At 36.6% G+C, this 26,554-nt stretch carries 22 protein-coding genes; 3 read left to right on the top strand and 19 right to left on the bottom strand.

Translation table 11 applies throughout. The features are described 5' to 3' along the window. Nucleotides 1–145 precede the first annotated feature (145 nt). The 14 genes from JKP34_RS13465 to JKP34_RS13400 form a co-directional block, all read right to left on the bottom strand. Entirely contained in the window at nt 146–1,213 is a 1,068-nt protein-coding gene (locus tag JKP34_RS13465; protein ID WP_236665001.1) for a helix-turn-helix domain-containing protein, read from the bottom strand. Nucleotides 1,214–1,433: 220 nt separating this feature from the next. Beyond that, the gene (locus JKP34_RS13460; protein ID WP_201922440.1) at nt 1,434–1,859 is read right to left on the bottom strand and encodes a nuclear transport factor 2 family protein; all 426 of its coding nucleotides are present in this window, start codon (nt 1,857–1,859) and stop codon (nt 1,434–1,436) included. Nucleotides 1,860–1,955: 96 nt separating this feature from the next. Further along, entirely contained in the window at nt 1,956–2,453 is a 498-nt protein-coding gene (locus JKP34_RS13455) for a DOMON domain-containing protein (protein ID WP_201922438.1), read from the bottom strand. Further along, nucleotides 2,450–2,854, bottom strand: coding sequence for a RidA family protein (locus tag JKP34_RS13450; RefSeq protein WP_201922437.1), 405 nt, complete (start codon nt 2,852–2,854; stop codon nt 2,450–2,452). Before JKP34_RS13450 ends, JKP34_RS13455 begins: the two co-directional genes overlap by 4 nt. Nucleotides 2,855–2,948: 94 nt before the next feature. Further along, nucleotides 2,949–3,374 (bottom strand): MarR family winged helix-turn-helix transcriptional regulator, encoded by a 426-nt coding sequence (locus JKP34_RS13445; protein WP_201922434.1) that lies wholly within the window; start codon nt 3,372–3,374, stop codon nt 2,949–2,951. 285 nt (nt 3,375–3,659) lie between these two features. Next, nucleotides 3,660–4,367 (bottom strand): class I SAM-dependent methyltransferase, encoded by a 708-nt coding sequence (locus JKP34_RS13440; protein ID WP_201922432.1) that lies wholly within the window; start codon nt 4,365–4,367, stop codon nt 3,660–3,662. Nucleotides 4,368–4,436: 69 nt separating this feature from the next. After that, nucleotides 4,437–7,724 carry a T9SS type A sorting domain-containing protein gene (locus JKP34_RS13435; RefSeq protein WP_201922430.1) on the bottom strand — a complete coding sequence of 1,096 codons (3,288 nt, stop codon included), beginning with the start codon at nt 7,722–7,724 and terminating at the stop codon, nt 4,437–4,439. A gap of 110 nt (nt 7,725–7,834) precedes the next feature. After that, nucleotides 7,835–8,872 (bottom strand): cytochrome d ubiquinol oxidase subunit II, encoded by a 1,038-nt coding sequence (cydB, locus tag JKP34_RS13430; RefSeq protein WP_201922428.1) that lies wholly within the window; start codon nt 8,870–8,872, stop codon nt 7,835–7,837. Further along, complete coding sequence (locus tag JKP34_RS13425; protein WP_201922424.1) at nt 8,872–10,257, bottom strand: cytochrome ubiquinol oxidase subunit I; 1,386 nt, start codon at nt 10,255–10,257, stop codon at nt 8,872–8,874. Before JKP34_RS13425 ends, cydB begins: the two co-directional genes overlap by 1 nt. Nucleotides 10,258–10,418: 161 nt before the next feature. Next, nucleotides 10,419–10,871 (bottom strand): carboxypeptidase-like regulatory domain-containing protein, encoded by a 453-nt coding sequence (locus JKP34_RS13420; RefSeq protein WP_201922422.1) that lies wholly within the window; start codon nt 10,869–10,871, stop codon nt 10,419–10,421. A gap of 136 nt (nt 10,872–11,007) precedes the next feature. Further along, the gene (locus JKP34_RS13415) at nt 11,008–14,247 is read right to left on the bottom strand and encodes a S8 family serine peptidase (protein ID WP_201922419.1); all 3,240 of its coding nucleotides are present in this window, start codon (nt 14,245–14,247) and stop codon (nt 11,008–11,010) included. A gap of 403 nt (nt 14,248–14,650) precedes the next feature. Further along, nucleotides 14,651–15,406, bottom strand: coding sequence for a DUF1835 domain-containing protein (locus JKP34_RS13410; RefSeq protein WP_201922415.1), 756 nt, complete (start codon nt 15,404–15,406; stop codon nt 14,651–14,653). A 65-nt stretch (nt 15,407–15,471) separates the two neighbouring features. Then, complete coding sequence (locus JKP34_RS13405; RefSeq protein ID WP_201922412.1) at nt 15,472–16,659, bottom strand: phosphoglycerate kinase; 1,188 nt, start codon at nt 16,657–16,659, stop codon at nt 15,472–15,474. Between the two features lie 20 nt (nt 16,660–16,679). After that, a complete protein-coding gene (locus JKP34_RS13400; RefSeq protein ID WP_201922409.1) occupies nt 16,680–17,630 on the bottom strand; it encodes an L-threonylcarbamoyladenylate synthase in 951 nt (316 codons plus the stop codon). 187 nt (nt 17,631–17,817) lie between these two features. On the opposite strand from JKP34_RS13400, the gene JKP34_RS13395 reads away from it, so the two are divergent. Further along, nucleotides 17,818–17,976, top strand: a complete 159-nt coding sequence (locus JKP34_RS13395; protein ID WP_201922406.1) for a hypothetical protein — start codon at nt 17,818–17,820, stop codon at nt 17,974–17,976. Between the two features lie 73 nt (nt 17,977–18,049). Here JKP34_RS13395 and JKP34_RS13390 read toward each other — a convergent pair whose 3' ends face one another. From JKP34_RS13390 to JKP34_RS13380, 3 genes are read right to left on the bottom strand one after another with little or no spacing between them, the layout of a single operon-like run. Next, nucleotides 18,050–19,336: a coiled-coil domain-containing protein gene (locus JKP34_RS13390; protein ID WP_201922403.1), complete on the bottom strand. Its 1,287-nt coding sequence runs from the start codon at nt 19,334–19,336 to the stop codon at nt 18,050–18,052. Between the two features lie 29 nt (nt 19,337–19,365). Next, nucleotides 19,366–20,151 carry an anti-sigma factor family protein gene (locus tag JKP34_RS13385; protein WP_201922400.1) on the bottom strand — a complete coding sequence of 262 codons (786 nt, stop codon included), beginning with the start codon at nt 20,149–20,151 and terminating at the stop codon, nt 19,366–19,368. Continuing rightward, entirely contained in the window at nt 20,141–20,770 is a 630-nt protein-coding gene (locus tag JKP34_RS13380) for an RNA polymerase sigma factor (RefSeq protein WP_201922397.1), read from the bottom strand. The genes JKP34_RS13385 and JKP34_RS13380 overlap by 11 nt, the downstream gene beginning before the upstream one ends. A gap of 156 nt (nt 20,771–20,926) precedes the next feature. On the opposite strand from JKP34_RS13380, the gene JKP34_RS13375 reads away from it, so the two are divergent. After that, on the top strand, nt 20,927–21,778 hold the full coding sequence (locus JKP34_RS13375) for a TolB family protein (protein ID WP_201922394.1): 852 nt from the start codon (nt 20,927–20,929) through the stop codon (nt 21,776–21,778). Nucleotides 21,779–21,897: 119 nt separating this feature from the next. Further along, complete coding sequence (locus JKP34_RS13370) at nt 21,898–22,407, top strand: hypothetical protein (protein WP_201922391.1); 510 nt, start codon at nt 21,898–21,900, stop codon at nt 22,405–22,407. A 4-nt stretch (nt 22,408–22,411) separates the two neighbouring features. Here JKP34_RS13370 and JKP34_RS13365 read toward each other — a convergent pair whose 3' ends face one another. Together JKP34_RS13365 and smc are read right to left on the bottom strand one after the other, a co-directional pair. Continuing rightward, nucleotides 22,412–22,834 (bottom strand): hypothetical protein, encoded by a 423-nt coding sequence (locus JKP34_RS13365; protein ID WP_201922388.1) that lies wholly within the window; start codon nt 22,832–22,834, stop codon nt 22,412–22,414. Nucleotides 22,835–22,970: 136 nt separating this feature from the next. Further along, nucleotides 22,971–26,522 (bottom strand): chromosome segregation protein SMC, encoded by a 3,552-nt coding sequence (gene smc / locus JKP34_RS13360; RefSeq protein ID WP_201922385.1) that lies wholly within the window; start codon nt 26,520–26,522, stop codon nt 22,971–22,973. Nucleotides 26,523–26,554: the final 32 nt, after the last annotated feature.

Below are 26,554 nucleotides of genomic sequence, written 5' to 3'. Positions count from 1 at the left end.
TCGATGCAAAAGTCAGCGTATGCAGTTTGTCAATCGCCCCAAAATGAAAAGTGGAACCAATTTTAAGGTGGGTTGTCTTAATTGTTATGCAGCTGATAATCTATCACTTATGAAGTTGAACCATCTGGGGTGGGAGATGAACTGGTTAATCGATCCTTGCTTTATTCTCTTTTAGGTACTCGGAGGGAGATTTGCCGGTGAGGTTCTTGAAATTTCTATTGAAAGATGTTTTTGAATTAAACCCACATTCGTAAGCAAGCGATAGGAGTGTGTATTTTTGATTGTCTGGGATGGCAATGTGTTCTTTAAATTCTTCAATTCTCAATGTGTTGACATAGTCGAAGAAGTTTTTTTGTTCTACCGTATTGATGACTTGAGAAAGAGTGTTTGGATGTATTTCAAGTGCTTCGGCAACCATTTTCAAAGTCAGCTCAGGTGTAAGGAACAATTTCTTTTGCTTCATCAATTGTACCAGCTCACCATGAATGGCTTTGAGTTGGCTATCCGAAAGTGCTGAATTGTCATACTTGGAAACTTCAGCCTCAGCAACGGATGGCTCAACAAGTTCTTTGTATTCAATGGCGGGAGTAAGTTCCAAAACCTGTTGATTAGTAAAAATGCCCACTTGCTTAATTCCATAATACCCGATAAAAGCCACAAACAAGACTACAGATGAAAAAATAATTTCATCATCAGCAAAGAAAGCCAAGACCCATATACATGATAAGCCGAGTACTAATCTAAAAAGCCATTGCAGGTTTATTTTTTCAATGGAGGAAAAATTGTCTTTGATCAGTTTTTTATGGTTAACTAAAACTCGTAGTGATAAAATGGTGTAGGCAATGCCAGACAGGATGATTCCAATAAAAATAATAATTGATATGGTTTCAAATCCTTCACCTTCATTTTGGTAAACAAGGATTTTCTCTTTAGGGCTTAGTATTAAAAAAGGAATTGTGGCAATTAAACCAATTGAAAAGGGTAGAAAATGAAGAAACATTTTTGGTCTGGAAAACTGCCTTGAGGTGAGTACCAAGGTATAAATAAAAAGGAAAGGCCCATGCAACAGGGGTATTGGTATTTCAAATCCCAATAAGTATGGGAACTCCAAGTATTTATTTGAGGAAATAATCGAAAATAAAATCAATTGCACCAAAATCACACAAAGCCATGCGAAAAGTATTCTGTCTGCACCGCTTTTTCCCTTTTTCATTAACAAAATAAATGACAAAAAGAATGTTATGGTTATCCCGATTAAGTATATCATTTATTTGCAGTGTCCTTTTTTAAGTGACGCCCAACGGTAACGTATAATAGCAGTAGCGGATTTTATGCAATTACTTTTCGCAAAGCAAGATACTTAAATTAAAGCAAAAACGGTTTGAGTTTGCACCCAAACCGCTATTGCTTTTATATGATGTTGTGCACAGGCACTATTTTATGATTGGTACATCACTCACAATTTTCCATTGATTGTCTCCGTCTTTTATGAGTGTCAGGATAGATACAAAGGTCATTTTGATTCCTATAAATGAAACCTTTGCACTTGCGGAAGTACCATTTAGCGTGATGGATTCAATATCAACCTTTCTGCTATCTCCGCCATACTCCTTCGTTTTGATTTTTTCAAGATAAACATCCTTAGGCATTATAGCGACTTCCTTACTTCCAAACAATCTATTCATAACAATACGATAACTGTCATCTAAATAGGTGGCTAATTTATCGGCATCGTTGACGTCTCCTGCTTTCGAGAATCCTATAATTGTTTGTTTGATAGCTTTCTCGTCAGAATTTTGAGCGTAGCAGCTTACAGCGGTAAAAAGAGCAAATATGCTCATTAAGATTATTTTGTTCATTTTTTTTGTTTTTAAATTTTGATTAATTAATACTCAATTTGTGAGGGTGAATCCTGATTTTAGGGTGGTCTGATTTGTTTATTGGTGCACATAATTTTAAAGTTTTATGTCTACGGATGTTCGCATAATGGAGTGATGCTGAAAGTCATCATCTAAACTGTAGGCCATTAACAGTGTCCACTTGCTGTCAGTTAAGAGTTCTTTGTGATACTTACTTGCGGCTGTTACTGGTATCGAAAATTTTAATTTGGTAAAATTTCCTGCTTCAGTTCCTGAGATGATCTTTATTTGGCTAGCTATTCCATATTGATTAATAGGTTTGTAGCTTCCTGGTTTGGATGTGTAATGCTCTACAACTTCGGGTTTTCCGTCCTTTACACGCCCCATTATTAAGTATGTACCGGTTAAAGAGCTGTTTTCATTAAAACCAACTGCCACCCAACCGTCCGTAGTTGCTTCCATTTCAAAGTAGATGAGACCTTGTTCAATCTCCCACTTTACCGTCATGTTGTTTTTGGTTATTTCTTTCATGTTAGTCTTTTGATGAAATTGGCAAACTGAAAGCATTGCCGTGCAAATGATTAATGTTTTCATTGTTTTTTGATTTTAGCGATGAATTCGATTTCAATTTGAAGGTTTTCTCTTGCCAATGCCGATACACCAAGCAGAGTTGTAGCAGGTGCATAGTTGTTTGGAAAAGTCGTTTTTAGAAAACTGCTTATACGTGTTATCTTGCTGGCATTAATATCAACAACATAAAACCTAAGATGTAGTACATCTAGCCAACCGCACCCTTGGTTTTGTAATAAGTGTTCTATGTTTTGCAGGGTTTGCTCAAATTGATTATTGAAGGTGGGATGTTCGGGTAACTTGTAGTCTGTGTTCCAACCCACCTGTCCTGAGCCATAGATTACTTGATTGAAAACTACTGCTTGTGAAAAACCCAATTCACTGGTTTTATAGACATCAGAACTATTAATAGTAGATAATTTCATACTACATGAACTTAGGGCAAGAGTAATAGAGATAATTATTGTTTTCATTCTTTTAGTATCAATAGTTGATATATCAATTTAATAAACAAATTTTTTAATGCATGTTTTGTTGAATTTTTTCTAGCAGTCGATTTAGCGTATTTAACTCATCTTGGGAAATACCATCAATACTTTTTGACCGATGATTATTGATTATGGGCATAAATTTATCAATAAAGGTTTTTCCATTTCTTGTAAGACATATGCTGTACTGTCGCCTATTATCCTCAACGGCCCTTCTTTCTACGAACTCTTTTTTATTTAATAGGTCTAATGTTCTCGTAATAGAGGCAGGATCCCTGAGAGATTTGGCAGCTAGCTCTTTTTGAGTTAGCCCATCATTTTCTTCAATTATCTTTAATAAAATCCATTGTTCAACAGTTATACCCATTCCTAACCTTTCAAATTCTCGTTGCGAGTATAGCTTAGCGATTTTGCTTGTTTTGTCAATTTGGAAAAGTATAACGTTTTCAATTTTCATTTGATGTTACAATTATTGATACCGCAATAATAAGGCTAGAATTTTAGAATGCAAAAAATCCTGGAGTTTATTTTTAATTGATGGGGTTGCTTGGCTTGTGCAAAACATCCGAATATAGTAACCAAAGTTGTTATATCAGGCTCATATTTTTGATAACCGATTGTAAGCGTTTGTTATCGTTTAGTGAGAGAGCTTTGTGTTGGTTTTGGTTCAACATGGCAATAAATTAAACAATAACCCTATATAAAACAATTTTCTTGCTGAAGAGCTACTTAACTGTTTGTATTATTCTATTACAAACACCATACAATGCTGCCAGGGTAGGTTACTTATATTTTCTTTGAGTTTAAAGCCTGCAGCCTGCATTTCTTTCACGGCTTGGGTTTCACTCATCTTATGGAGAGGCTTAATAGGCACGCTTTTGTCTTCCGCCCGGTACTCGATCAAAAATATTTCACCATTCGGTTTTAAAGCTGATTTGATGCTCTGGATCATCTCATAGGGGAAATTAAATTCATGGTAAACGTCTACCATCAATACCTTATCTACACTATGGGCGGCTAGGTTTACGCTCTTTTCGCTTCCTTTCACTAATTCAATGTTATCAATCCCTTTTTCCTCGTTTTTCTTTCTTATGGCTGCAAGCATTTCCTCTTGAATATCTACCGCATAAATTTTTCCTTTACTGGCTATCGGAGCCATTTTAAACACATGATAGCCCGAGCCTGCTCCAATATCAGCAATGACATCCTCCGGCTGAATGTCCATATTTTTAATTAAACGGGAAGTGTTTTCTTCTTTTTCTCTGCTATCGCGTTCCAGCCAGCTCATCCCCTGATAGCCCATTACATGCGCTATTTCTCTGCCGAGGTACCATTTGCCAATACCATCATAACTACCTTCTTTGAAAGTATAGCGGCTACTATCTTGCTGAGCTGTGCAGGTAATACTGAGACTTAATAATAAGCCGAGGGATAAAATTGATTTATACATAAACATTAAACCCTAAAGACCTCTGGCGGTTCAACTTGACGTAATAGTTCATGCAATTTTAAAGAAATGTTACTTTTTAACGACTATCTTATGTGATTCAGCAAATCTATCATTTTCTGATTTAATTTTCAGTAGATAAAGGCCATTTTGAAACTCTTGAGTATTTAAACTAAAAACCTCAGATTGAGATGTTTTATTATGGCTTCTGTTGGCTATTTCTTTACCATTTGAATCGTGTATAATAATAATTAAATTACCAATATAGGCATCGTCAATTTGAATATTTACAATACCATTGGTGGGATTTGGAAATATTCCTGACTGATCAAAAGAACTCAGGTCTTTATTAGAAAGTATAGAAGAAACAATTATTGGTAAAACAAATTTATTACTAGAATCAGCCCCGTCATTTACACTGAAATTAACACTGAGTGTTCCGCCAAAATTCTGATCCGGTGTAATTACGTTGTCATTATGTGTATAGTTTTCGCCATCAAAAATTACAAGAGCTAAGTCTTCAATAGAATTATCGGGATCAAAAATATTGATATCCTCAATTTTAAATTCGTAGCTAAAATTTTTAGCAATAGCAATTTCTGAAGTAATCCCTTGAATAATTGGAGCATCATTTACGGCTAAAACTTCTATTGGTATGTAATATGAATCGCTTTCATCTATTCCATCAGATAAAACAATGTGAATATTTAATTCACCAAAATAATTTTCTTCGGGGACAATAGTTTCTTGATTTTCTATAGTATAGTGCTCGCTTTCAAATATGGTAAAAGTTAAATTCTGAATTTCTGAATCTGGATCTTCAATTATCAGGTTGTTCAAAGTTATGTTAAATGAGCTATCCTCAAATATTTCAAATTCTGTATAATCTACCAATGAAGGTGCATCATTAACCGCTATAATTACTAATTCAATATTGTAAATGTCACTTGTATCCTTAGTATCAGTTACTCTGATAGGAATACTTAAATTTCCAAAATAATTAGTGTCAGGTCGTATTTCATTATTGTTTGAAACCGAATAATTATCACCTGGCAGCGCAATTAGGTTATGATCTGTATCATCAAGATCAACAATATCTAAAATACTAGCCTCTACTAATAAAACCGAATCTTCTAGTATGGATAATTCACTACTAGTACCTAAAATATCGGGTATATAGTTTTTTAGGTTAATCTGACCTGCAGAGTATTTAGCTGAATCAGTTAAAATTGAAAAGTTACCAAAAAATGATAATTTCTGATCATATATGATGCCGGTATTAGTTTGACCTTTAACATAGAAGGTAAACTCTTTATCAACGGTTCCACTTAAGTTAATATGAGCCACTTGACCTGACTGATGTTCATTTATCATTTCAAATCTACCCAATAGTAAAGCCTCAGTTGAATCTTTGTTGAGGACTATCTCAAAAACTACATTGTCAGACACATTATTTGCTCCACGAGTTGCAAATGAAGTTTGATCAATAATTTCTCCTTCATTATTAATAAAATAAATAGGGTTTGGATCTGTCGAACTAAAGCTGGTTACAAATCCTCCAACATAAATAATAGTGCCATTACTAATTCTTTTTAAATCAGTAATGCTCTGAGGAATATTATTTACAACGAAATCTTCGATTAAAATTCCTTCTTTATTTATTTTATATAATTCTCCACCAGTTAAAGAGCCATTAACGTATGTGTAACCTGAAACAAAAATCTCTCCATTGATGTCAGGAAATATTGAAGTAATTCTAAAATCGTTTGGAAAGACATTTTCCGTTGAAAAATTTAAATCTTTAGCTCCTAAAGAATCTGTACGTATAATGTCATTTTTGACATAAGGATTTAAAGCATAGACATCCTTAGTTCTATAATCATACGCAATTGGAACATCTGATGAAATATAAATATCAGCATCAAACGTATAATCCAAGTTTCCATCAGGAAGCAGCCTTATTATTTGTCTTATGTTAGAGCTGTTTCCAACTTCGAAATAGCCTGAAATAATTATTTTGTTATCGTTTTGTAGAATTACATTGGTTAAGTCTTGAATATGAATGTTTGAGTCTAGCATAAAACTATTATCAACATCACCGTTTTGTGAAATTCTAGCAATTCTATATATCTCCTTATCATTTATAAATCCGAAATTACCAGAAACCAGTATTTTGCCATCTGTTTGCTTAGCAGAAGTACTTATATGGCCGGGGCTTTTTAATGCCACATTATAACCATCAAATTGTCCGTTAGAATTAATTACACCTGAACTGGGAGCAAAATTCTTATCAATTGACAAAAAATTCCCTAGTAATAGAGTATTATTATTACTAAGTGATTCTAAAAAGGAAGGACCAGTAAAATATGAAATTTCATTACTTGTTTCAGGCATATTAAAACTTGAATCGAAACTTCCATCCATTCTAATTCTAATTACTTTATGCATGCTTTCGCTGGAAATACTATAACCTGTTACCAGAATTTTATTGTTATTGTCAAATTTAATATCTGTTACCCGGCTAAAAGTATTCCCTGTTGGTCCTAGGCTAAAAGAATTATCAAACTGGCCCTTATTATTTAGCTTTATTAATCCGCCAGAAACCGGATTGTTATCAAAACTTGTTATGTAGCCTGAAACAAATAAATCGCCTACATTATTCTCATAAACTTTTTCAATATTATTCGATGCTTCACCCGCATTAAAACTATCATCTACTTTACCACTATTACTTATTTTAACCATTTTGTTAATATCAGTATCATTAACTTGGTCAAAATATCCAAACACAATAAGGCTACCATCGTTTAAATAGGTTAAACCAGATACCCAATTATTTAGTCTTACTATGTCAAAATTTTCATCCAATGTACCATCAAGATTATATTTCTTTACCACAAATTCGTCTAAGCTTTTTTCATAGAATATTCCGAAAATATAGTTATTGTCTGGTGAGATTAATCCTGAATATAAATAAGAATCAAAGGTGATTTCTTCTACCTCATTTGAAACAAAATTGTAAAGGTAATCCCTAGATTGATCTGAATCTTTGATAAGAGCAAGACTATCTGTTGAGGATAGGACATTAACATAACTTATTTGATTTAGGATCTCATTGTTTGGTGCTCTATACACTGTGCCGTCCTCATTCAATATTACAATGCCGTTAGTATTGAATTGATTTACTTGATTAAACCGGCCACCAATTACAATTTTATCTCCTTGCATATGTGAATAAGAGATGTGGGCCTCTCTAGTGAAAGCGGGTGAAAAATCATTTTCAATATATTGCCCAAAGATTTGAGAAGTGAATTTAAAGCAAAATATAATTAAGATTATTGTTTTTTTGGATTTACTCATCTTGCGTTGAAAGTTTGGGCAAATATATAAATAATATTTTTGAACGGGATGAGTATGAATAGAAATAGTAATGATGAATATATAATTCTTTTAAGACTTTAATAAATCACCTAATAACTCGTTTCGTCCAGCTTCACTTTTCCCCAAAAAGTGCGGTAAACAAAGATTGTGTAAGCCAATACCAAAGGTGCACCTATGGCTACAATTGTCATCATTATTTTTAATGTCTTTATTGAAGCCGAAGCGTTATACACATCAATATTAAATTGAGGATCAATGGTAGAAAAGAGTAGTACAGGGTACAACTCAATGGCTACCAAAACCAAACTTAAGCTGATGGTGAGCGCTGAAAAGAAGAATGCCCAGCCAAACTTTCTCTTGCTGGCTAATCGTGGCACATTGGCTATACTTAAAAAAGTAAATAGAGGTACTATGAAAAGTACAGGACTTGCTTTAAAGTCATCAGAAAGGTGTGGAATGTAAATGAGCGTATAGAGTGTGGTTATACCAAAAGCTACCATAAAGAATATCATGGCCCGCTTTAAGAAATAGGTCAGTTTTACGAATAGCTTACCTTCTGTTTTCAGTAAAAGGTAGATGGCACCGTGCATCATAAAAAGGAACACAGTGGTTACACCTGTCATAATGGAATAAGGGTTAATAAACTCCCAAAAGCCAGCGCCTTCATAGGTGTAATCCTGACTGATTTTAAAGCCCTGTAACACATTACCCAGCACTACGCCCAAAAGGAAAGCCAACATGATGCTGGAAACACTATAGGAAATATCCCAGGTTTTTCGCCACCACAGCATGGCTTCTTTTCCTCTGAATTCGATGGAAATAGCTCTGAAAATAATGAATAAAAGAAAGAGCATAAAAGGAGTATACATAGCCGAGAAGAGGGTAGCATACACAACGGGGAATCCTGCGAATAAAGCTCCTCCACCAATAACCAGCCATACTTCGTTTCCATCCCAAACTGGCCCCACAGCATTGAGTGCTATCCTTCTGCTTTTTTCATCTTTCAAGAATAAATGCCAGGCGCCTGCTCCAAAATCAAAACCATCTAAAATGGCATAACCGGAAAACAATCCGCCAACTACTAAATACCACCAGGTAGGATAATCGATGCCTAAAAAAGTTTCCATTAAGATTTTTTTGAGGTTAAAACATTAGTGATTTCTGAAGTAAGAGGTCTATCATCTTCTTCAGACTCATCATAGGGGCCGTTCTGTATTTTCTTGTTCAGTAAATAAACAAAGAGGACAAAAAGCAGGGCGTAAACCAGTAAGAACAATACTAAGGAGAATATGATCTGATTAGCCGATACCGCCTGAGAAAAGGCGTCTGAAGTTCTTAGTAAACCGTAAACTACCCACGGCTGACGTCCCATCTCTGCGGCAAACCAACCCACCTGATTGGCTATTTGGGGTAGCAAGGCAGCGAAAACAAAAATCCATAACAACCATCTTTTATCAAACAGCTTCCCTCGCATCCACATGAAGCAGCCTAATAACGAAATGCCAATTAAGCTCATACCGATGGCGACCATGATGTGATAGAACTGAAAAACAGCATTTACCTGTCCAGGCCTCTCATCTTCAGGAAAAGCATTTAAACCTGTAACAGGAGCTTCAAAATCGTAATCTATTAGAAATGATAAGCCTCCGGGAATTTTAACTCCCGTTACTTCCTGATTTTTCTGGTCTACCCAGCCAAAAAGATACATATCGGCAGGTGCCTTTGCTTCGAAATGGCCTTCAAGGGCAGCAAGTTTAGCAGGTTGATTTTCCGCAACTCCTTCAGCGGACTTATGACCAGTTAGTAATTGTCCTAAAGAGAAGACTGTTGCTACAGCAAGAGCTATCTTGAAAGCTTTTTTGGATATATGCACATATCTCCCTTTGAGTAAATAATACGCATGAACGCTCAATATCAAAAAGGCACCAGATAGAAACGCACCGAGCCAAACGTGAAGTAACCTGTCCACACTTGAAGGATTGAAAACCATTGCCCAAAAGTCAGTTATTTCAGCTCTGGCATGCATGCCTTCTCCTACAATATGATAACCTGCCGGAGTTTGTTGCCAGCTATTTGCTACTACAATCCATACTGCTGAAAACATGGAACCCAAAAATACGCCTATAGTTGACACCAGATGTACCCAGGGTTTTACTCTATTCCAGCCGAAAAGTAAAATTCCTAAGAATCCGCTTTCCAGGGCGAAGGCAAAAATGCCTTCTGCAGCTAATGCGCTGCCAAAAATATCTCCTACATACCGAGAGTAGGTTGCCCAGTTGGTACCAAACTCAAATTCCATTACTATACCTGTAACCACGCCAATGCCAAAGGTGAGGGCAAATATTTTAGTCCAGAATTTAGCTAGGGTATGATATTCCTTGTTTTTAGTACTGATGTAAAGACTTTCGAATATCACCATTAATAGTCCTAAGCCGATACTAAGAGGAGGGTAGATGTAATGGAATGCTACTGTAAAAGCGAATTGAATGCGGGCTAAGATTTCGGTTTCCATGCAGTCAAAGTTAGTTATTCACAACTCTGGCAATGTAACAGATGTTACCTAAAATTGATTGGTGAAATGCTGATTTTTTTAAAAGGATTTCCAATTTTTATCATCATGATTTCTCCTCCTAAAAGAAGACTTTTGTAAGCCTTATTTTAGACTATGCTTAGTCAAAAGCTTGCCTGATAGGTGATCTTGATATCCAATGTTGTGATCTCATCTTTTTCGACTTTCACTATATTCACATAACCCTCACCATTAAATTGATTGGCATAGAATCCGTTTTCCTCCTTTGTGAATACAGAGTATTCTCCAGGTGCTAATTCAAGCTTGTAGTTACCCTCTGCATCACTTGTAGTGTGCTTTATGGCCAACCCATCCACTCCTAAAAAAAGCGTATTGCTTTCATCTCGCTGTAATTCATCCATCTTTAATGGTTGGCAGAAGTAAATTTTTCTTTCTACAGCTTTTCCTTTAGGCGTATCTCCACCTATAGAAGGCATCATATTACCCTGAAACCAGCGTACCTGACCTTGCACTCCTTGTTCTATTTGTTGGCTTTTCATATGTGATGACTTACAGGCAAATAAGATTAATACTGATGCTATTAATATATTCCGCATACTCAAAATTTAGTGGTTTAAATGATTTTCTGATAATAATAAAGCAAAAAAGCCAAGCGGAATTAAATCCACTTGACTTTTCATTAAACTAGAAGTTATCAAAAACGAAGTTCTAGACAACCGTTGAAAAAAATGCTTATTCCTTGATAATCTTCTGAGTTATGGATGTTTCACCTGTAGTGGCTTTAATAATATACATTCCACTAGGTAAGTGACTAATAGAGATAGTTTTTTCGCTATTAGCAATCGTACCTCGTGACATTTCCTTACCTGTGATGTCCACTATGATAAAATTGGCTTCTGTTGAGCCACTTAATCTAATATTGATGGAAGAGCTTGCCGGATTAGGGAAAGCTGTAAAACCAAATTTGTCTAACTCAGTACTTGTTGGTGTATTCTCAGAGAATAAACCAAAGTCAGAAGTACCACTCACGCAGAAGTCTTCAGTAGCACTAGAATTAAAGTCTCCACCAGTAGCGATTACACCGCTTCCATCAGCTAGGGTGTAGGAACCATTTCCGTAAGAGCAGCAAATACCATCGCCATAAGAATCGTTGATGGTGAAAGTATAGCAGCCGCCAGACAAGTTGAAGGTTTCAGTATAAGTCTGGTTGTTTGCATAGCCACTACCAGAAGCTATTGTGCTTCCGCCATCATCAGTCAGTGTCCATGAAGTTTCAGAACCATAATTGTCCGTAACAAGCGTAAGCGTAACAGCAGAGTTTCCTCCTCCGCCAGAGCCTGAGCCAACAGAAATATTATCTATGGCGATATCAGAAGACCAGCTAGAACCGGAAGTTGCCAGGAAGCGCGCCTGAACAGAACCACCTAAGTAAGTTGCTAAATCAACTGAAGCCGATTGCCATGAATTACCCTGAGTTCCTGAAATTGACCAAGCGGTGGTCCATGTCGAGCCATCATTACTGCTCAATTGCAAGGCTAAAGAACCCATTGCTGTACCATTCATGTGGTAGTCGAAAGAGAAACTAGCTTCCGATTCAGCTGATAAATCAAAACAAGGGCTATTCAAGTAAGCTGTTTTATTAGGGAAGCCAGTACCATTACCTGAAGCTTCCAGGTATACATAATAAGAACCAGCGGAGCCACTTGAAGGACCTGTTCCGCTAGAAGGAGTTCCACCAGAATCTCTTGTCCAGTTAGTATCATCTCCTGATCCGTTTGACCAGGCGCCTAAGCTAGATTCAAAACTCTCGGTATAAGGGAATGATGAAATGCCACCTGTACATCCTCCTGTTGAAGGCTCATCTGGAGTAGTAACACTTATAGCAGACGAGTAGGCAGATGAACCACCTGAACAATTAGCTCTTACCTTTACTGAATAGGTAGTATTAGCACTAGCGCCAGTTAAATTTACAGAAGTATTGGTCGCATCATCTGAAGCAATAGATCCATTTACTTCAACATCATATGAAGATGCACCCGAAACAGCATTCCATGAAACTGTAAAGCTATTGTAAGTAACATTAGAGGATGCTAAACCTGTTGGTGTGTCACAAGAAGTGCCTCCACCAGAACCAATAGTGAAATCTTTACTTTCGGTAGATGTAAATTCTCCTCCTGAAATTAAAGTAGAAGAACCATCGCTGATAGCATATGAACCATTACCATAAGAACAGCAAATACCATCGCCATAAGAGTCATTAATAGTAAAGGTGTAGTCTCCGTCTGTTAAACAGAAAGTTTCTGTGTAAGTTTGGTTGTTACCATAACCGCTACCAGTAGCAATTGTTGATCCTGAGCCATCAGTTAATGACCATGTAGTTTCTGAACCGTAGTTGTCGGTAGTAAGTGTAAGGGTTACCTCAGTATCATCGCAGGTGCCGCCACCTCCGCCACCACCAGTACCACCTAGGGCAGCATAAGCATCTAGCATACCGGCACCCAATCTCCCATCATAGGTACTGGAATTGGCATTGTAAAGCAGGTCAAAGTTGGCTGTACTTTCTAAACGGCTTCTTAGTTCCGCAGCTGTTAAAGGAGCACCATCTCTCCATGCCTTTGAGGCTACAAGTGCAGCAACACCGGAAACGTGTGGACAGGCCATTGAAGTACCTGAGATAGTATTATAACTACCCTGAGAAACTGGGTAAGTACTCAAAATATTAGAGCCTGGAGCTGAAATATCTACCCATGAGCCATAATTTGAAAAGCTTGATTTAGTGCCGTTGTAAGTGGTTGAAGCTACTGATAGCACAGGTGCGTATCTACCAGGGTAAGCACCTGTTGTTTGGCTATTGCTATTACCTGCAGCAAAAACTACTAATCCACCATTAAGAGGTTGTCCTGAACCACCGGCATTTGCAATGAAATAGTCAATAGCATTTTCCAGCGCAGCTGATTGAGAACCGCCACCCCAAGAGTTTTGAGAGATTACGGCACCATTATCTGCTGCGTAGATAAATGCTTCATCGAATCCACCTTGAGCATTATTGCCAAAAACGGATAAGGACATTAATCTAACACCGTCATCACTTCCTGAGCCACCAGCTACACCGGCTACACCAACACCATTGTTGGTTTCAGCTGATACAGTACCACCAACATGTGTACCATGATAGTTAATAGCTATGTTTCCGTTGTCGTTACCGAAATTGTAACCATAGTAGTCATCTACATAGCCATTGTTGTCATCATCGATACCATTGTTTGGAGTTTCTCCTGGGTTGGTCCACATATGGCCCTGCAAATCCGGGTGAGTGTAATCTACACCTTGATCTTCAATGGCTACAACTACATCTGACGAACCGGTTTCAATTCCCCAGGCATCCAAAGCATTGATTAAATCATAGTGGTTAGCCTGAGTTGAATATTGAGGATCGTTAGGAGCACCTGAAAGTGTATTTAAAGACATTTCATAACGAGGCTCGGCAACGGCAACATCAGCTACTTTTGAATAGGCATCTAATACTCTATCTAAATCAGCTGCATTTTTAAACTCGATCTCGTACCACAGGTGAAGTCCCCACTCTTGGTGTCTTGCTTCATACTTGCCAGCTGGGCGGAAGACACGTTTCATATTTATAGCACCAAACTCACTATTTCTGGCACTAAATTCCGGGAAATCAGGAAGTCTCAGGTAGTTGCTAGCACCTTTGCTGATTCTTCCATTTTTGTTGTCAGAAATTAGCTTTTCAAGCTTAAGCTCAACATCTTTTGTGTTTTTGAATTTTACTCGAACAACTCCTTGAATAGCATTGTGCCCTCTAAATTTAACTGTTTGAGCATCATGTTTTGGAGTGGTTGTAATTTTGTCTTGGGCGAAGGAGGCAGTAGCCCCTAGCATTAGTGAACCCAATATGAGTCCTCTAAAACTTCCTTTCACCGCCCGCATAGGGGGAGTAAGAAACTTTTTCATAAAATTTGGTTTTTGGTTATTAAGAATTTCAATAAGATCAATATTTTATTCCTTTTAACCAAATTTTATTACATGTTATTCCTTCCGCGGTAGCTAAATAGTGCGTTTAGAAGCCGTATTGTGTTTTTTTGAGTTTTTTGATTGTTTGTAATCAATATATTTGAACTATTCCAATAAATGATTACAGTTGTAATTAAATTATTCATCTGCTTAAATGGTGTTTTATGGCTATTTAGACTATAAAAGTGCAGTAATATGTACTATTTTATTGTTTTATTACATCTCTTTATTGGTGGCTTAAATGAAAGGGAAATAGAGAGTGAATGTATTCAGGCTCCATAGAACAAAGGTCTTAATTGGAAAGATAGCAAGTGTTTATATACTACGGATGAACTCAGCTGTTTTACTGACTTTGGCGTTTTCTTATCACCTCACTTAATAATCTTTCAACTTGTAAATCACCAAAACCATAAATACCTGCCTGCTTATTAAAAGCTTTGAATATTGGTACAAACTCTTCTGTAGATAATTCATCAATAAGTTTACTGATAATTGCTTCAACTTCATTCATACCATTGGAGTAGTGCATTCTTCCTAATTGTGCATTTACGGCAGGAGGTATAAAAGGGTAGGAGTTTGCAAGTCTGTCGGCAATTTCTTTTAATTTAGTTGAGTCTTGATTTTGGTATGCTTTCCATAGTTCGGAGAAGCTAATCAAATCATTACTGATAAGTACTCTTTGTTTTAAAGCATTTTCTAAGCCATCAGAAGTAAGCCATGCAAAACCATTATAAGAAATCTCTTTTGTGGGCCTAACCAGGTAGATAGTAAAATCTTTTGATTGCTGAAGAAGCAAGTCAGCAATAAACCAAAAGTTTACCTGGCAGAAAAGATCATCCTCAAACCACAAGTTTATTTCTGATTCTGCGGTGATATCTAGTATCTTATTGATTTCTTTTGCTGACTTTTCCAAATATTCTGCACGAGGTACTTCATAGTGAGTATGCATGAAATCAGCCCTCACTCTAAAGAACTCTTCCAGAGAGTTAGCCTTTACTTCACCATCTACAAGTGCTTCTCTGCCTACTATAATTCCACCACTTATATTTGCAGGAAATTGAGCTTTTAGTGAATCACCGTTAAGTATGTGATAAGTCATAGTTTGTGTTAAAGGCTAAAATGAAAAAAGCAGGCTTTTGCCTGCTTTAAATTTATTATGTTTTTTTAATTCTCCAGGGCTGCCACACCAGGAAGTGTTTTTCCTTCCATGTATTCGAGCAATGCGCCACCTCCCGTAGAAACGTAGCTTACCTCATCGCCATAACCGAGGGTATTAACTGCTGCGGCCGAATCACCACCACCTATTAATGAGAAGGCACCTCCTTTAGTAGCCTTCACAACAGCTTCTGCAATAGCTTTAGTGCCTGTTGCAAATGCTTCCATTTCGAAAACACCCATAGGTCCATTCCATAAAATGGTTTTTGATGACTCTACCGTATTCTTGAAAATTTCTGTTGCTTCAGGTCCAATGTCCAAGCCCATCCAGCCATCTTCGATACTGTGATTCTGCGCTATTTTAGTGTTGGCATCATTGGCAAAAGCATCAGCAACTATTGAGTCAATAGGTAATTTCAAGTCAACGCCTTTTTCTTTAGCCTTTTGAATCAACTCTTTGGCGAGATCCAACTTGTCTTCTTCTACTAATGAAGAACCAATTTTTCCACCCATGGCTTTAAAGAAGGTGTAAGACATACCACCGCCAATAATTAAATTATCAACCTTATCGAGTAGCTTTTCGATGATCAATATTTTATCAGATATTTTCGCACCACCCATTATGGCAGTAAATGGTTTGTCTGATTTTTCTAATACTTTTTTAGCATTCTCTATTTCAGCTTGCATTACGTAACCAGCAAATTTTTCATCAAAGAATTTGGCTACTACTGTAGTTGATGAATGTGCTCTGTGAGCAGTACCAAAGGCATCATTTACATACACATCACCCAACTTTGAAAATTCTTCCGCCAGAGCTTCATCTCCTTTGGTTTCGCCTGCATGGAATCTTACATTTTCTAAAAGCAATACCTCACCATTATTCAGTTCAGAAGCTTTTTTCTCAGCAACAGCCCCAGTGGATTCTTCGCTGAAATGTACTTTTGTTCCATATGCCTTTTCAAGATCAGCTACCACGTGCCTCAAAGAGAATTTATTTTCAGGTCCATTTTTTGGCCTACCTAGGTGAGACATCAAAACAGCTTTACCACCATCGTTTAATATCTTCTTGATGGTTTTTACTGTCGCATTAATTCTGGTGTGATCTGTTACTTCAAATTTATCATTTAAAGGAACATTAAGATCAACTCTTATTAAAGCTGTTTTATTTTCAAATGAGTAGTTGTCTACTGTTTTCATAATTATGGTTTTAGTCTTATTTAAACTGAAGCTCGTTTTAATCTGTCATTTATGGCTTTTCCGAGGCCCTCGTTAGGTACCAGTTCTGTAATGATGAGGTCAACATCGCTCTCATCTAGTAAACGAAGATAGGAAAATAGGTTCTGTGCAGCCTCATCCAAATTTTGAGAACTACTTAACTGGAAGCTTTTTGGAACGCCAGCATATTTTTTATGGAAAGATAATATGCCAATATTTTTTCCTTTATATTTTCTGATTAAGTCATCAACGTCTCCTAAGTGGATAGTCTTTTTGGGCGCATAATGACTTTTAAGCATCCCCGGTGCGGCTGGACTTGAGCTGCTATATGGCATTATTTCAACCTCACCAATAACCGCTTCTATGGCGTTAACATCTAAACCGCCTAGTCTGTAAACAATTGCCTTTTCCTCTTCAAAACCAACAATGGTCGATTCTATCCCTACTTTGCTTACCTTTCCATCCAGTACGTACTCTATTTTATCACCCAGTTGATTATTTACATGCATAGCTGAAGTAGGGCTTATATACCCAAATGGATTGGCGCTGGGTGCTGCTAATGGATAGTCAAGCTTTTCTAATAATTTTCTGGCAATTTTATGCTTAGGGATTCTGAAAGCTGCTCTTGGTAGACCTGAACAGGTAATATCAGGTATAACCTCTTTTTTTCTTGGTAGAAGTAAGGTAAGTGGTCCCGGCCAAAATTCTTCAGCTAACTTTAGTGCCTTATCAGGGAACTCGGAAACCAATTCTTTAACTTGCTCAATTGATGAACAATGTAAAATGAGTGGATCAAACTGAGGTCTGTTCTTTACCTGAAAAATTTTACTTACCGATGCAGGGTTTAAGGCATTTCCTGCTAAACCATACACCGTTTCTGTAGGAAGACCTATTAATTCACCTCTATCTAAAATCTCTTTTGCCTCTGAAATGCTGCTGCCAATATGTGCCATATAACTAAAAGCGAATTTACATAAATTAAGGAATAGGCACAGGAATGTAAAAAGAGAATTTTATATTTACAGAGAGGCCTTTAATCTTTTGTTGAAGTATAGTATTAAAAGTACTAATGAAAAGCTAGATCAATTTAGATTGAGGATTTGTTAGACTTACTTTAAAATATTAACCAAACTTTGAATTATGAGCAGAAAAACCAAGAACTTAATTAAGCTTGTAGCGATCGTTATCGTGCTGATTTTAGTATTTATGGAATTAGGAATTGTAGCCATTCCTGCATTGGTCGGCTATAAATTCTGGCTGAGCATTATAGCTTTTTGTATGGTGTTGATTGCCTCCTGATAATTTATAGCAATAACTAATAAAAAAGCACCAAGCCTTACACTTGGTGCTTTTTTGATTAACAGCAATTTGACTACTGCTTTTCCCCTTGAGTTACTTTAATTCTGCTTATTGCCTGTTCTTTGCTAATTTTTCCACTATTGAAGTCTGCAAGATCTGATGCTTTAATACTTAGCTCTACATTTTTAGGAATGCCACAGCCTTCACATTTTGTGATTTTAGCATTGAAGATTATACGCTCGTCAGAATTTAGGCTTGTAACTGTTCTGCCATATTCAACCAGGTTCTCTTTTAATTGCTGTTCGAATTTAGGGTAAAGCGATTTAACCAATTCATCTCTAGCTTCCTGATTCAATCCGCCTTTGTCTTGTGTAGGTATCTTCCACATGCCATCTGATTGCTTTAGAGACGATACAGTATTCATAAAGAACATAGCGCCCAAACCATCTAATTTCTCAAACTCTATGTTACCATATGAATAGTAGGTTTCGGCTAAATCTCTACTATACAGCCTGTCAATAATACTTTTGAAAAGCTCCAGATCCTTATACACCTTTTTAGATTCTTTTTCATTTCTATTTATTTTAATTCTTTCCAAGGCTTGCTCTCTGCTGATTTTTCCACTTTGTAATGCTTGCACATCTTTTACCGCTATCTCTGCAGAAAGTCTACTGTTTTTAAGCGCGTCTACTCCAAAAGAGTTGGTAAATTCAACCATATGAGCACTCTTATCTGTAATAAGAATTTTCTCTTCAGGCTGAAGTTGGCCAATGAGATGAGCATAATCAACAAGGAAAGTTTTCATAGCGGCTAGTCTTTTTTCCTCGCTTTTTATTTGCATGCTGTCTAACCTAAGCACCCTTACAGTTTTATTGGCTATTTCCTGAGCTCGCGCAACAAGTTCTTGTTGACGCTGTGCTAATTCCTGCTGTCTTTCAGCATTGCGTTGCAACCTTTCAGCATCCTTCTGTATATCTTCAGCTTCTTTTTGTACCCTTTCAGCCTCATCTTCAAGTCTTTTTCCATCTGCAATAATTATTTCTGCATTGTTATCAAACTCATCTTCAAATTCGAACTCAAAATCTTCATTATCAAAATGAAAGTCAAAATCTTCTACTGGAAAATCAAAATTACCAAATATTAAATTGTGAGGAGGCATGTTTAGAATAACTCCATAGCCCTCAATGTATCGGCCTTTATTGTCGTTGCTCACCCAATTAACTCCACTCTTGTTTACCAGAGAGTTGAGCACGGTTCGAGCCACTTCAAGGTCTCTGTTCATTTTGTTCTGATCAAAATTTTGTGCACTTGCCATGCTCACTATGAGCAGCAAGCCTATTAAAAATTTATACTTTATCATCTTATTTCTATTTATCGGTTTTTAACTAATTAATATGCGTCTTCCGTATTATTTACTGCATAGCTACTTTTAAGCTGGTTGGTTTCAAGCTCCAACAAATCTGTATCGGTTTCCAGCAGATTGATTTTAGCAATTAAATACTGCATGTCTTCACTTCTTCTCTGTTCAACATAATTGGTGAAATCGCCCATGAGTGATGTCATATATTGTTTTTGCTGTGATGTATTTTTTTGCCAATAGTTAGCCATGAGTTGCTCATTTTTCTTTTCTATTTTATTCAATGAGTTGGCCATTGCTGTTCTATTTTCTGCAAACTGTGCGTTAAGCATATGCTCTTGTTTCTGATCCCTGTTATCCAGCTGCTGATTAATTTTTTGATCATAGGCTACCAGAGATGTTTCAATCATCTGATTTACTTCGGCTTTTGGAATGTAACTACCGTTTAAGTCAGCGCTACTATTGAAAGCAATTGAGGTATTACCGTTTTCTATCTTTACACTCAATCCACTCAACTTTGCTGCAAAAAGGAGTATTAGTAAACTGGCTGCTATGCTTCCTACCCATTTGAAAGCATTATTACCTGATGATTGCTTACGTTCATCCATCAGCTGAAAAAATGGAGGAGGAGTAACCGATTCATTTCCAGCCTTTCCCAGCAGGCTACGTGTATCCTTAAATGCTTCAACCTCATTTCTGAGAGCCTGATTATTTTCGAGCTCCTTTTCAAAAGCCTTCTTTTCCGCACCTGATAGCTCATCATATAGATAAGCCATCATTCTTTCCTTTGCTGATTCGTTATTCGATTCAATATTCATAACTCACCGTTTCTTTATTAATATTTTCTTTATTCAAAATCTTTCGCATGGCATCCAGTGCATAATACAATCTGGATTTTGCTGTGTTTTCAGATATCTGAAGCACATCTGCTATTTCTCTAAACTTTAACCCTTCGTATTCTTTCATAATTAATACTTCTCTTTGCTCAGCAGGAAGTTTTGACATACATTTTCTAATAATGTCTCCCAATTCGCTTTGCATATAGTGCTTTTCCGGGTTGGTATCCAATGGTTTGGAAACTTCCCAAGCTGGCGATTCAGCTTCTACCTCCTTGTTATTAGGTAGTATCTGATCAAAACTTAATATGCTCCACCTCTTTTTCTTCCGGTGTTCTTCCTTGCATTTGTTTGCCACAATGGTGTAAATCCACGATTTGAATTTAGACCTGTCCTGCAAACTCCCAATATTCTTGTAAACTGCTATAAAGGTTTTCTGACTTACTTCAGAAGCCAGTTCTTTACTGCCTAAAAACTTATAGGCATAATTGTAAATCCTTTCGTACCAAAGTTGCACCAGCCTACCGGCAGCCAAACTGTTGCCGTGTTGTGCCTCTTCAATAAGGTTTTCTTCTTCTGTCTGGATAAAATCTTGGTACATCAAGTTCAATTTACTCAGAAATTATTTTTGCTTTCAGTACTAAGATGATGGCTGGTTAGAAATAGTTTTAAAGAGGTCAATTTTTTCTCACAAAAAGTGTTGGGTTGGCAATCATGAATTAAAAACTTAGATTAAGAAAAATTAAATCTGATTTCCATGCGCTTATTGTACATATTCCTTTTGGCCCTTCTTATTTGTTCCTGTAATTCTTCTAAAGACAGAATTGTATTTAGTTCAAGCCGAAATGGAAACTCTGATATATTCCTTATGAATGCTGATGGAAGTAGCCAAAAGGCATTAACATCAGATTCAACGGAAGAATGGGCTCCAACTATTAAGAGAAATGGTAATATTACCTTTTTGCGCCAGATTGAAAATACCATCGTAAGAGTTTCACTCGATCCTTTTACCGGAAAAGAGCAGTTTATCCCTCATCCTCAAAACTGCATGCTTGATGACAAAAACGTTATTTATAATACCATTAATGATGATCAATTATATGCTTGTGACGGTAATGTATTCATTGCCGATTCGATAGGAGCTATTAAAATTAATCTTACTGACTCATTAGGTGGCGTAGCCTATAAACCAGTTTGGTATCCGAATGGAAATAAGATTGCATTTTCATATAACAACAAGAAACAGAGTGATATTTACTCTGTAAATATTGATGGAAGTGGGTTGATAAATCTAACCCAATCAAAATATAATGAAGAAGCACCAGATGTTTCTCCTGATGGGAAAAGGATATTATTTACCTCTGATAAAGATGGAAATAACAATCAGGAAATATATGTAATGGATTTAGCTTCCCGTTCGCTTGAGAATATCACCAATTCTCCGGATTGGGAATTAATAGCACGCTGGTCGAGTGATGGTGAAAGCATTTATTATGGAAGTAATAAAGATGGAAATTGGGAGCTCTACAGTTATGATTTACAAAGTAAGGCAACTAAAAGACTTACAACTAATGAAGTCTTTGATGGTGATCCACGAATAACACACTAGCCTGATTTTATTTACACCGAATTGTGTAATATTGCATTTCGAAAATAGGGGTGAGTTTCCAAATATCAGTGCTTATCAAAAAGTTATTATTTACAGTTTTATTAATCGAGATTTCTTTAATGAGTTTTTCTCAGAAGAATGAAATTCAGCTTGAAGATGGTATTAGAGGATTTCAACAAGGTATTTTAAATACAAGCCTGTTTTATGAGCAAAGACTTACCTCAACACTTCTATTGAGATATGATTATGGATATAGCTATCAATTCGTAAATCTTTTTAAGGAAAATGAGTTGATTTTTTTACTGAACTCTGAAATAGGACTGTCATTAAGAAAATACTTATTAGGTCTGTCAAAATCTAATCAAAAGAACAATGGGGTTTATATTGCTACACATTTATTTAATGAAATAAATACACTTGAATTAAAATATACGAGGCAGTACAAAACTGAATCATATATTAATTTACTCTTTGAGGCAGGGCTAAAACAACAACTCAATGATATTTTATTCTTTGAAGTTTTTGGCGGTGTTGGCGCAGCAAAATCAATATATGGAACAAGCCTATTTACAGATTATGCTTTAACTTATAATTTGCAAATCAGGCTTGGTATTCAATTTTCAAAATGAACTATTAGTTAGTCACTTTCTCATCTTTCATCAAAAATTCTACTACTTCTTCTTCAGAACCGCATAGCTTGAAAGGCAGGTTAAACTTACCCACAGATTTAAGGAGCATATTTAAATAATACCTTTTGAATACATTGGCACTGCTAATAGCTCCAGCTCTTTCTAAACCTGCTTCAATGGCTTTTGGAAGCATTTCGTTTTCAAACCACTTTCTATTTTCAGGCCCTACTACACCTTGCTCTCTGGTATCTGAATAAAAACGTTTGACTGGAAAGCCTTTCTTGGCATGTTCCAGTGCCGACATAAAAGTTTCTCTATATTGATCTACCGACACATTACCATCCCATTTAACACCGATCATCTGTTTTGTAGGATAATAAGTTACTTTGGCGTGATCTTTTTCATAAATAATAGTTGAATCTTCCATAATTTAAGAATTTAATAAAAAACTATGGATTTCAAAAGTTGTTTGAATGTACTGGCTTGTAATTTAGTGGTTTAAAGGTGTTTGGTTGGGGTGTAGATTATGAAATCAGACGGGAATAAGTTAAAGAGAGCTTGTTTTACTCCACCATATCCTCTAACTCTCTTAAATCTACCGGCACTACACGCGAAACACCTTGCTCTACCATGGTAACACCATAAATCACATCTGTAGAAGACATGGTTCTCTTGTTATGCGTTACTATGATAAATTGTGATTCATTTGAGAATTCACGGATAATATTATTGAACTTATCAATATTAGCATCATCCAATGGCGCATCTACCTCGTCAAAAATACAGAAAGGAGCAGGCTTTAATAAGTAAATGGCAAATAGGAGAGAGGTTGCCGTTAGTGTTTTTTCCCCACCTGAAAGCTGATTGATTGTCAATGGCCTTTTGCCCTTAGGCTTAGCCATGATCTCGATCTTTGACTCCAAAGGGTTGTCAGGATCTGACAATTGCAGATCGCATTCATCTTCTTCGGTGAAAAGGGTTCGGAAAACCTTCATGAAGTTTTCCTTGATTTTAGCATAAGCTTCCAGGAAGCTCACTCTTGCTACTTCATCAATCTCTGTGATGGTATTTAGTAATGACTCTTTGGCTTTTCTTAAATCTTCACGCTGCTCAATAATGAAATCGTTACGCTCTTTTATTTCCTCATAAGCTTCCATAGCCATCGGGTTAATAGGACCAATGCGATCCATTCTTTCTTTAAGCTTGCTTACTTCTTCTCTAAGCGTGTCAACGTCACTGTGGTCTACTTCATCCTGATCATCCTCTTCGGCTGCCATTATTTTGTCGAGATCAATATTGAACTCAACTGATAAACGCTCTTTTACACTGTTCAGAGAAAGCTTGGTTTCGTTTAGTTTATTCTGAAGCTCCAGTACTAATTCATCAACTTGTTCTCTGTTTCGCTGGATGTTTCTACTTTCTTTTTCAACCTCATCAATCTCACCACGGGCAGCGTAATATGATTTCTCTACTTCGTTTACCCCCAGCTCAATCTGTTCTTTCTCATCGTACATGCCCAATAATTCATCATCATTGGTTTCTGCGGTGTCAATGAGGTTTTTGATATCTTCCTCATTCTTTTTAAGCTCAGACTGATTTTTCTCTAAGCGCTCTTTGCTGCTGTCGAAAGCATTTTGTTTATAAGTAATTTCATTTTCCAGGCTATTAACCCTGTTTTCCTGCTGATGAAATTCTATATTTTCCTGGTTGAAGACGGTGGATTTTTGATTGAGCAGTTCATCATGACTTTCTAAATCCTCACGGATGATATCTAGTCTGCTTTCTATTTCCTGAAGTCGGCCACTTTTCTCTTTTGATTCAGGTTTTATTGCTTCAATCTCTTCGGTAAGTTGCTCTCTTTTACTCTCCAGATCTTCGCGCTTATTGGCTGCGCTGGAAAGCATTTCAGCAAACTGTTCCTGCTTGGTTTTTACTGAAACATATTCCGAATTAACCTCATTAATTTCAGTTTGAAGGTTTTCTATATTTTCTCGGTAGCTATGCTGCCTTAGGTTTTCAAGATCCTTCTGGCGCTGAGCTAGTGAGTCTTTAATAGAAATAATGCTTTTATTCAGCTTCTTAATTTCTTCCTGAAGTTTCTCCAGATTCTTGGCACGACCAATTCTCTTACCTTCAAATAAACCCACGGAGCCACCCGACATGCTGAATTTACGCTTGGTCACTTTACCACTTTGGGTAATAAAAGTGCAATCCGCATCTTCAGGCATTTTTTGGTAATCGCCTTGAACAACATAAACGTTATCTAAAATGTAGGCTATCAGCTTTTTGTACTTGGCATCAAACTCAACTATTTCAGTAGCCGCAATAGCGTTGTCAAAGAGCTTGGTATCTGATGGTATAAACTTCTCAAAACTATCGAGAATGAAAAAATGTGCCTTTCCGCGACTTGCATCACTTAGTAAATTGATTGCTTCAAATGCCTGGGCCTCTGTGTCTACAATATAGTAGTTCATATAAGGCTCAAGGAAGTTCTCAATTGTGATTCTATAATCCTCTGATGTTGTTAGAATGTCAGATAAAAGTGGCGCATTTTTACCCCACTTCGAACTCTTCTTTAAGAATTTAATAGCTTCAGGAAAACCTTCTAAATTATCTACCAATGACTTGGTAAGGTTATATTCGTTTTCCGTGGCATCTAGCTTTCGGCTGGATTGTGTTAGCTCATCTTTTATCAGCTCAATCGTTTTTACATGATCTTCTATTTGCTCATTAAGATGGTTTTCCTTGTTTTTAAGATTCTGAAGATATTCATTCTTTTCTTTCAAAAGAGCGGAGAGGGTAGAAATCTTCTCATCAAATTCAGCTACACTGGCACTTTGTTCAGAGCTGTCAGTTGTACTTTTCTCTAGTTCTTGTTTAACTGACGAAAGCTGAATTTCTTTTATCTCTAAAGATTTATTCAACTGATAAACATCATCTTTCAGTGACTGTTGCTGCTTGCTTAAAGTGTTAACCTCTTCACGAATTGCAACAGTTTTCTCTTTTTGAGCTTCGTATTCAGATTTTAGACTTTCAATTCGAGTAGTAGTCTCCGCAAATATTTTTTGAGCAGATTCTAACTCCTGAGTTAAGCTCTTTATACTGAAAGAAGCTCTTTCATTACTTTGCTTATCTTGCTCAATCTGCTGTTTTAGGTTGTCACTTTTATCTTGCAGAAAACGAAGCCTTTCATTCTTAATCTTCTTCTCACTTTCGTAAGATCTGATTTTATTCACATGTTCATTTAGGGCTTTCTGCCGGGTAGACAAAAGCTTTTCCTGTTTAACCAGATCTGCTTTTGCCTGTTCTAGCTTAGCATCGTATTCTGCCAGTTGCCTGTTAAGGCTAACTTTTTTATCATTTTCAGCTCCGAGCTGTTTGTTAAGCGTCAGAAATTGGTCTCGCTTTTCAGCGACAGTTTTTTTGGCTAGTAAAACGCTTTTTTCTTTGTAAGTCTCTTTGTATTCGTAAAACTTCTGCGCTTGTTTAGCCTGCTTTTCAAGTGATTTGAGGTTTTTCTCTATCTCATAAAGTAAATCCTCAACTCTATCTAAGTCGGCATCAGTATCGTCTAGCTTTTTTAAAGTCTCTTTCTTACGAATTTTGAATTTGCTAATACCAGCAGCTTCTTCGAATAAACCTCTTCGGCTGTTATCCTTATCAGTAAGGATGTCATCAACCATTTTCAATTCAATAATGGCATAGCTATTTGAGCTAATACCAGTATCCATAAAAAGGTTAGTGATGTCTTTAAGTCTGCAACTTACTCCATTAAGTAAGTATTCACTTTCACCAGTTCTGTAGTAGCGCCTGGTGATTGTAACATTGGCATATTCAGTTGGTAAAAGATTTTTAGTGTTGTTGAAAGTTAAGGAAACTTCAGCCAGGTTACTTTGCTTTCTTTTTTTGGTACCGTTGAAGATTACATTCTCCATTTTATCGGAGCGTAGTGCGCGTGTTTTTTGCTCTCCCAGTACCCAACGGATACTGTCAACAACATTGGATTTACCACAGCCATTAGGACCTACAATACCTGTAATTCCTTTATCAAAGTTGATAACCATACGGTCACCAAAACTTTTAAACCCCTTTATTTCTAGTTTGGTTAGCTGCATTAATTGCTGGTAAATCCCTGCTTTAAAATTTA

It is taken from the genome of Marivirga atlantica (genome assembly GCF_016734805.1).
Classification (GTDB): domain Bacteria; phylum Bacteroidota; class Bacteroidia; order Cytophagales; family Cyclobacteriaceae; genus Marivirga; species Marivirga atlantica.
Note: the sequence above shows the minus strand (reverse complement) of the source record. Positions and strands in the feature narration are given on the sequence as shown.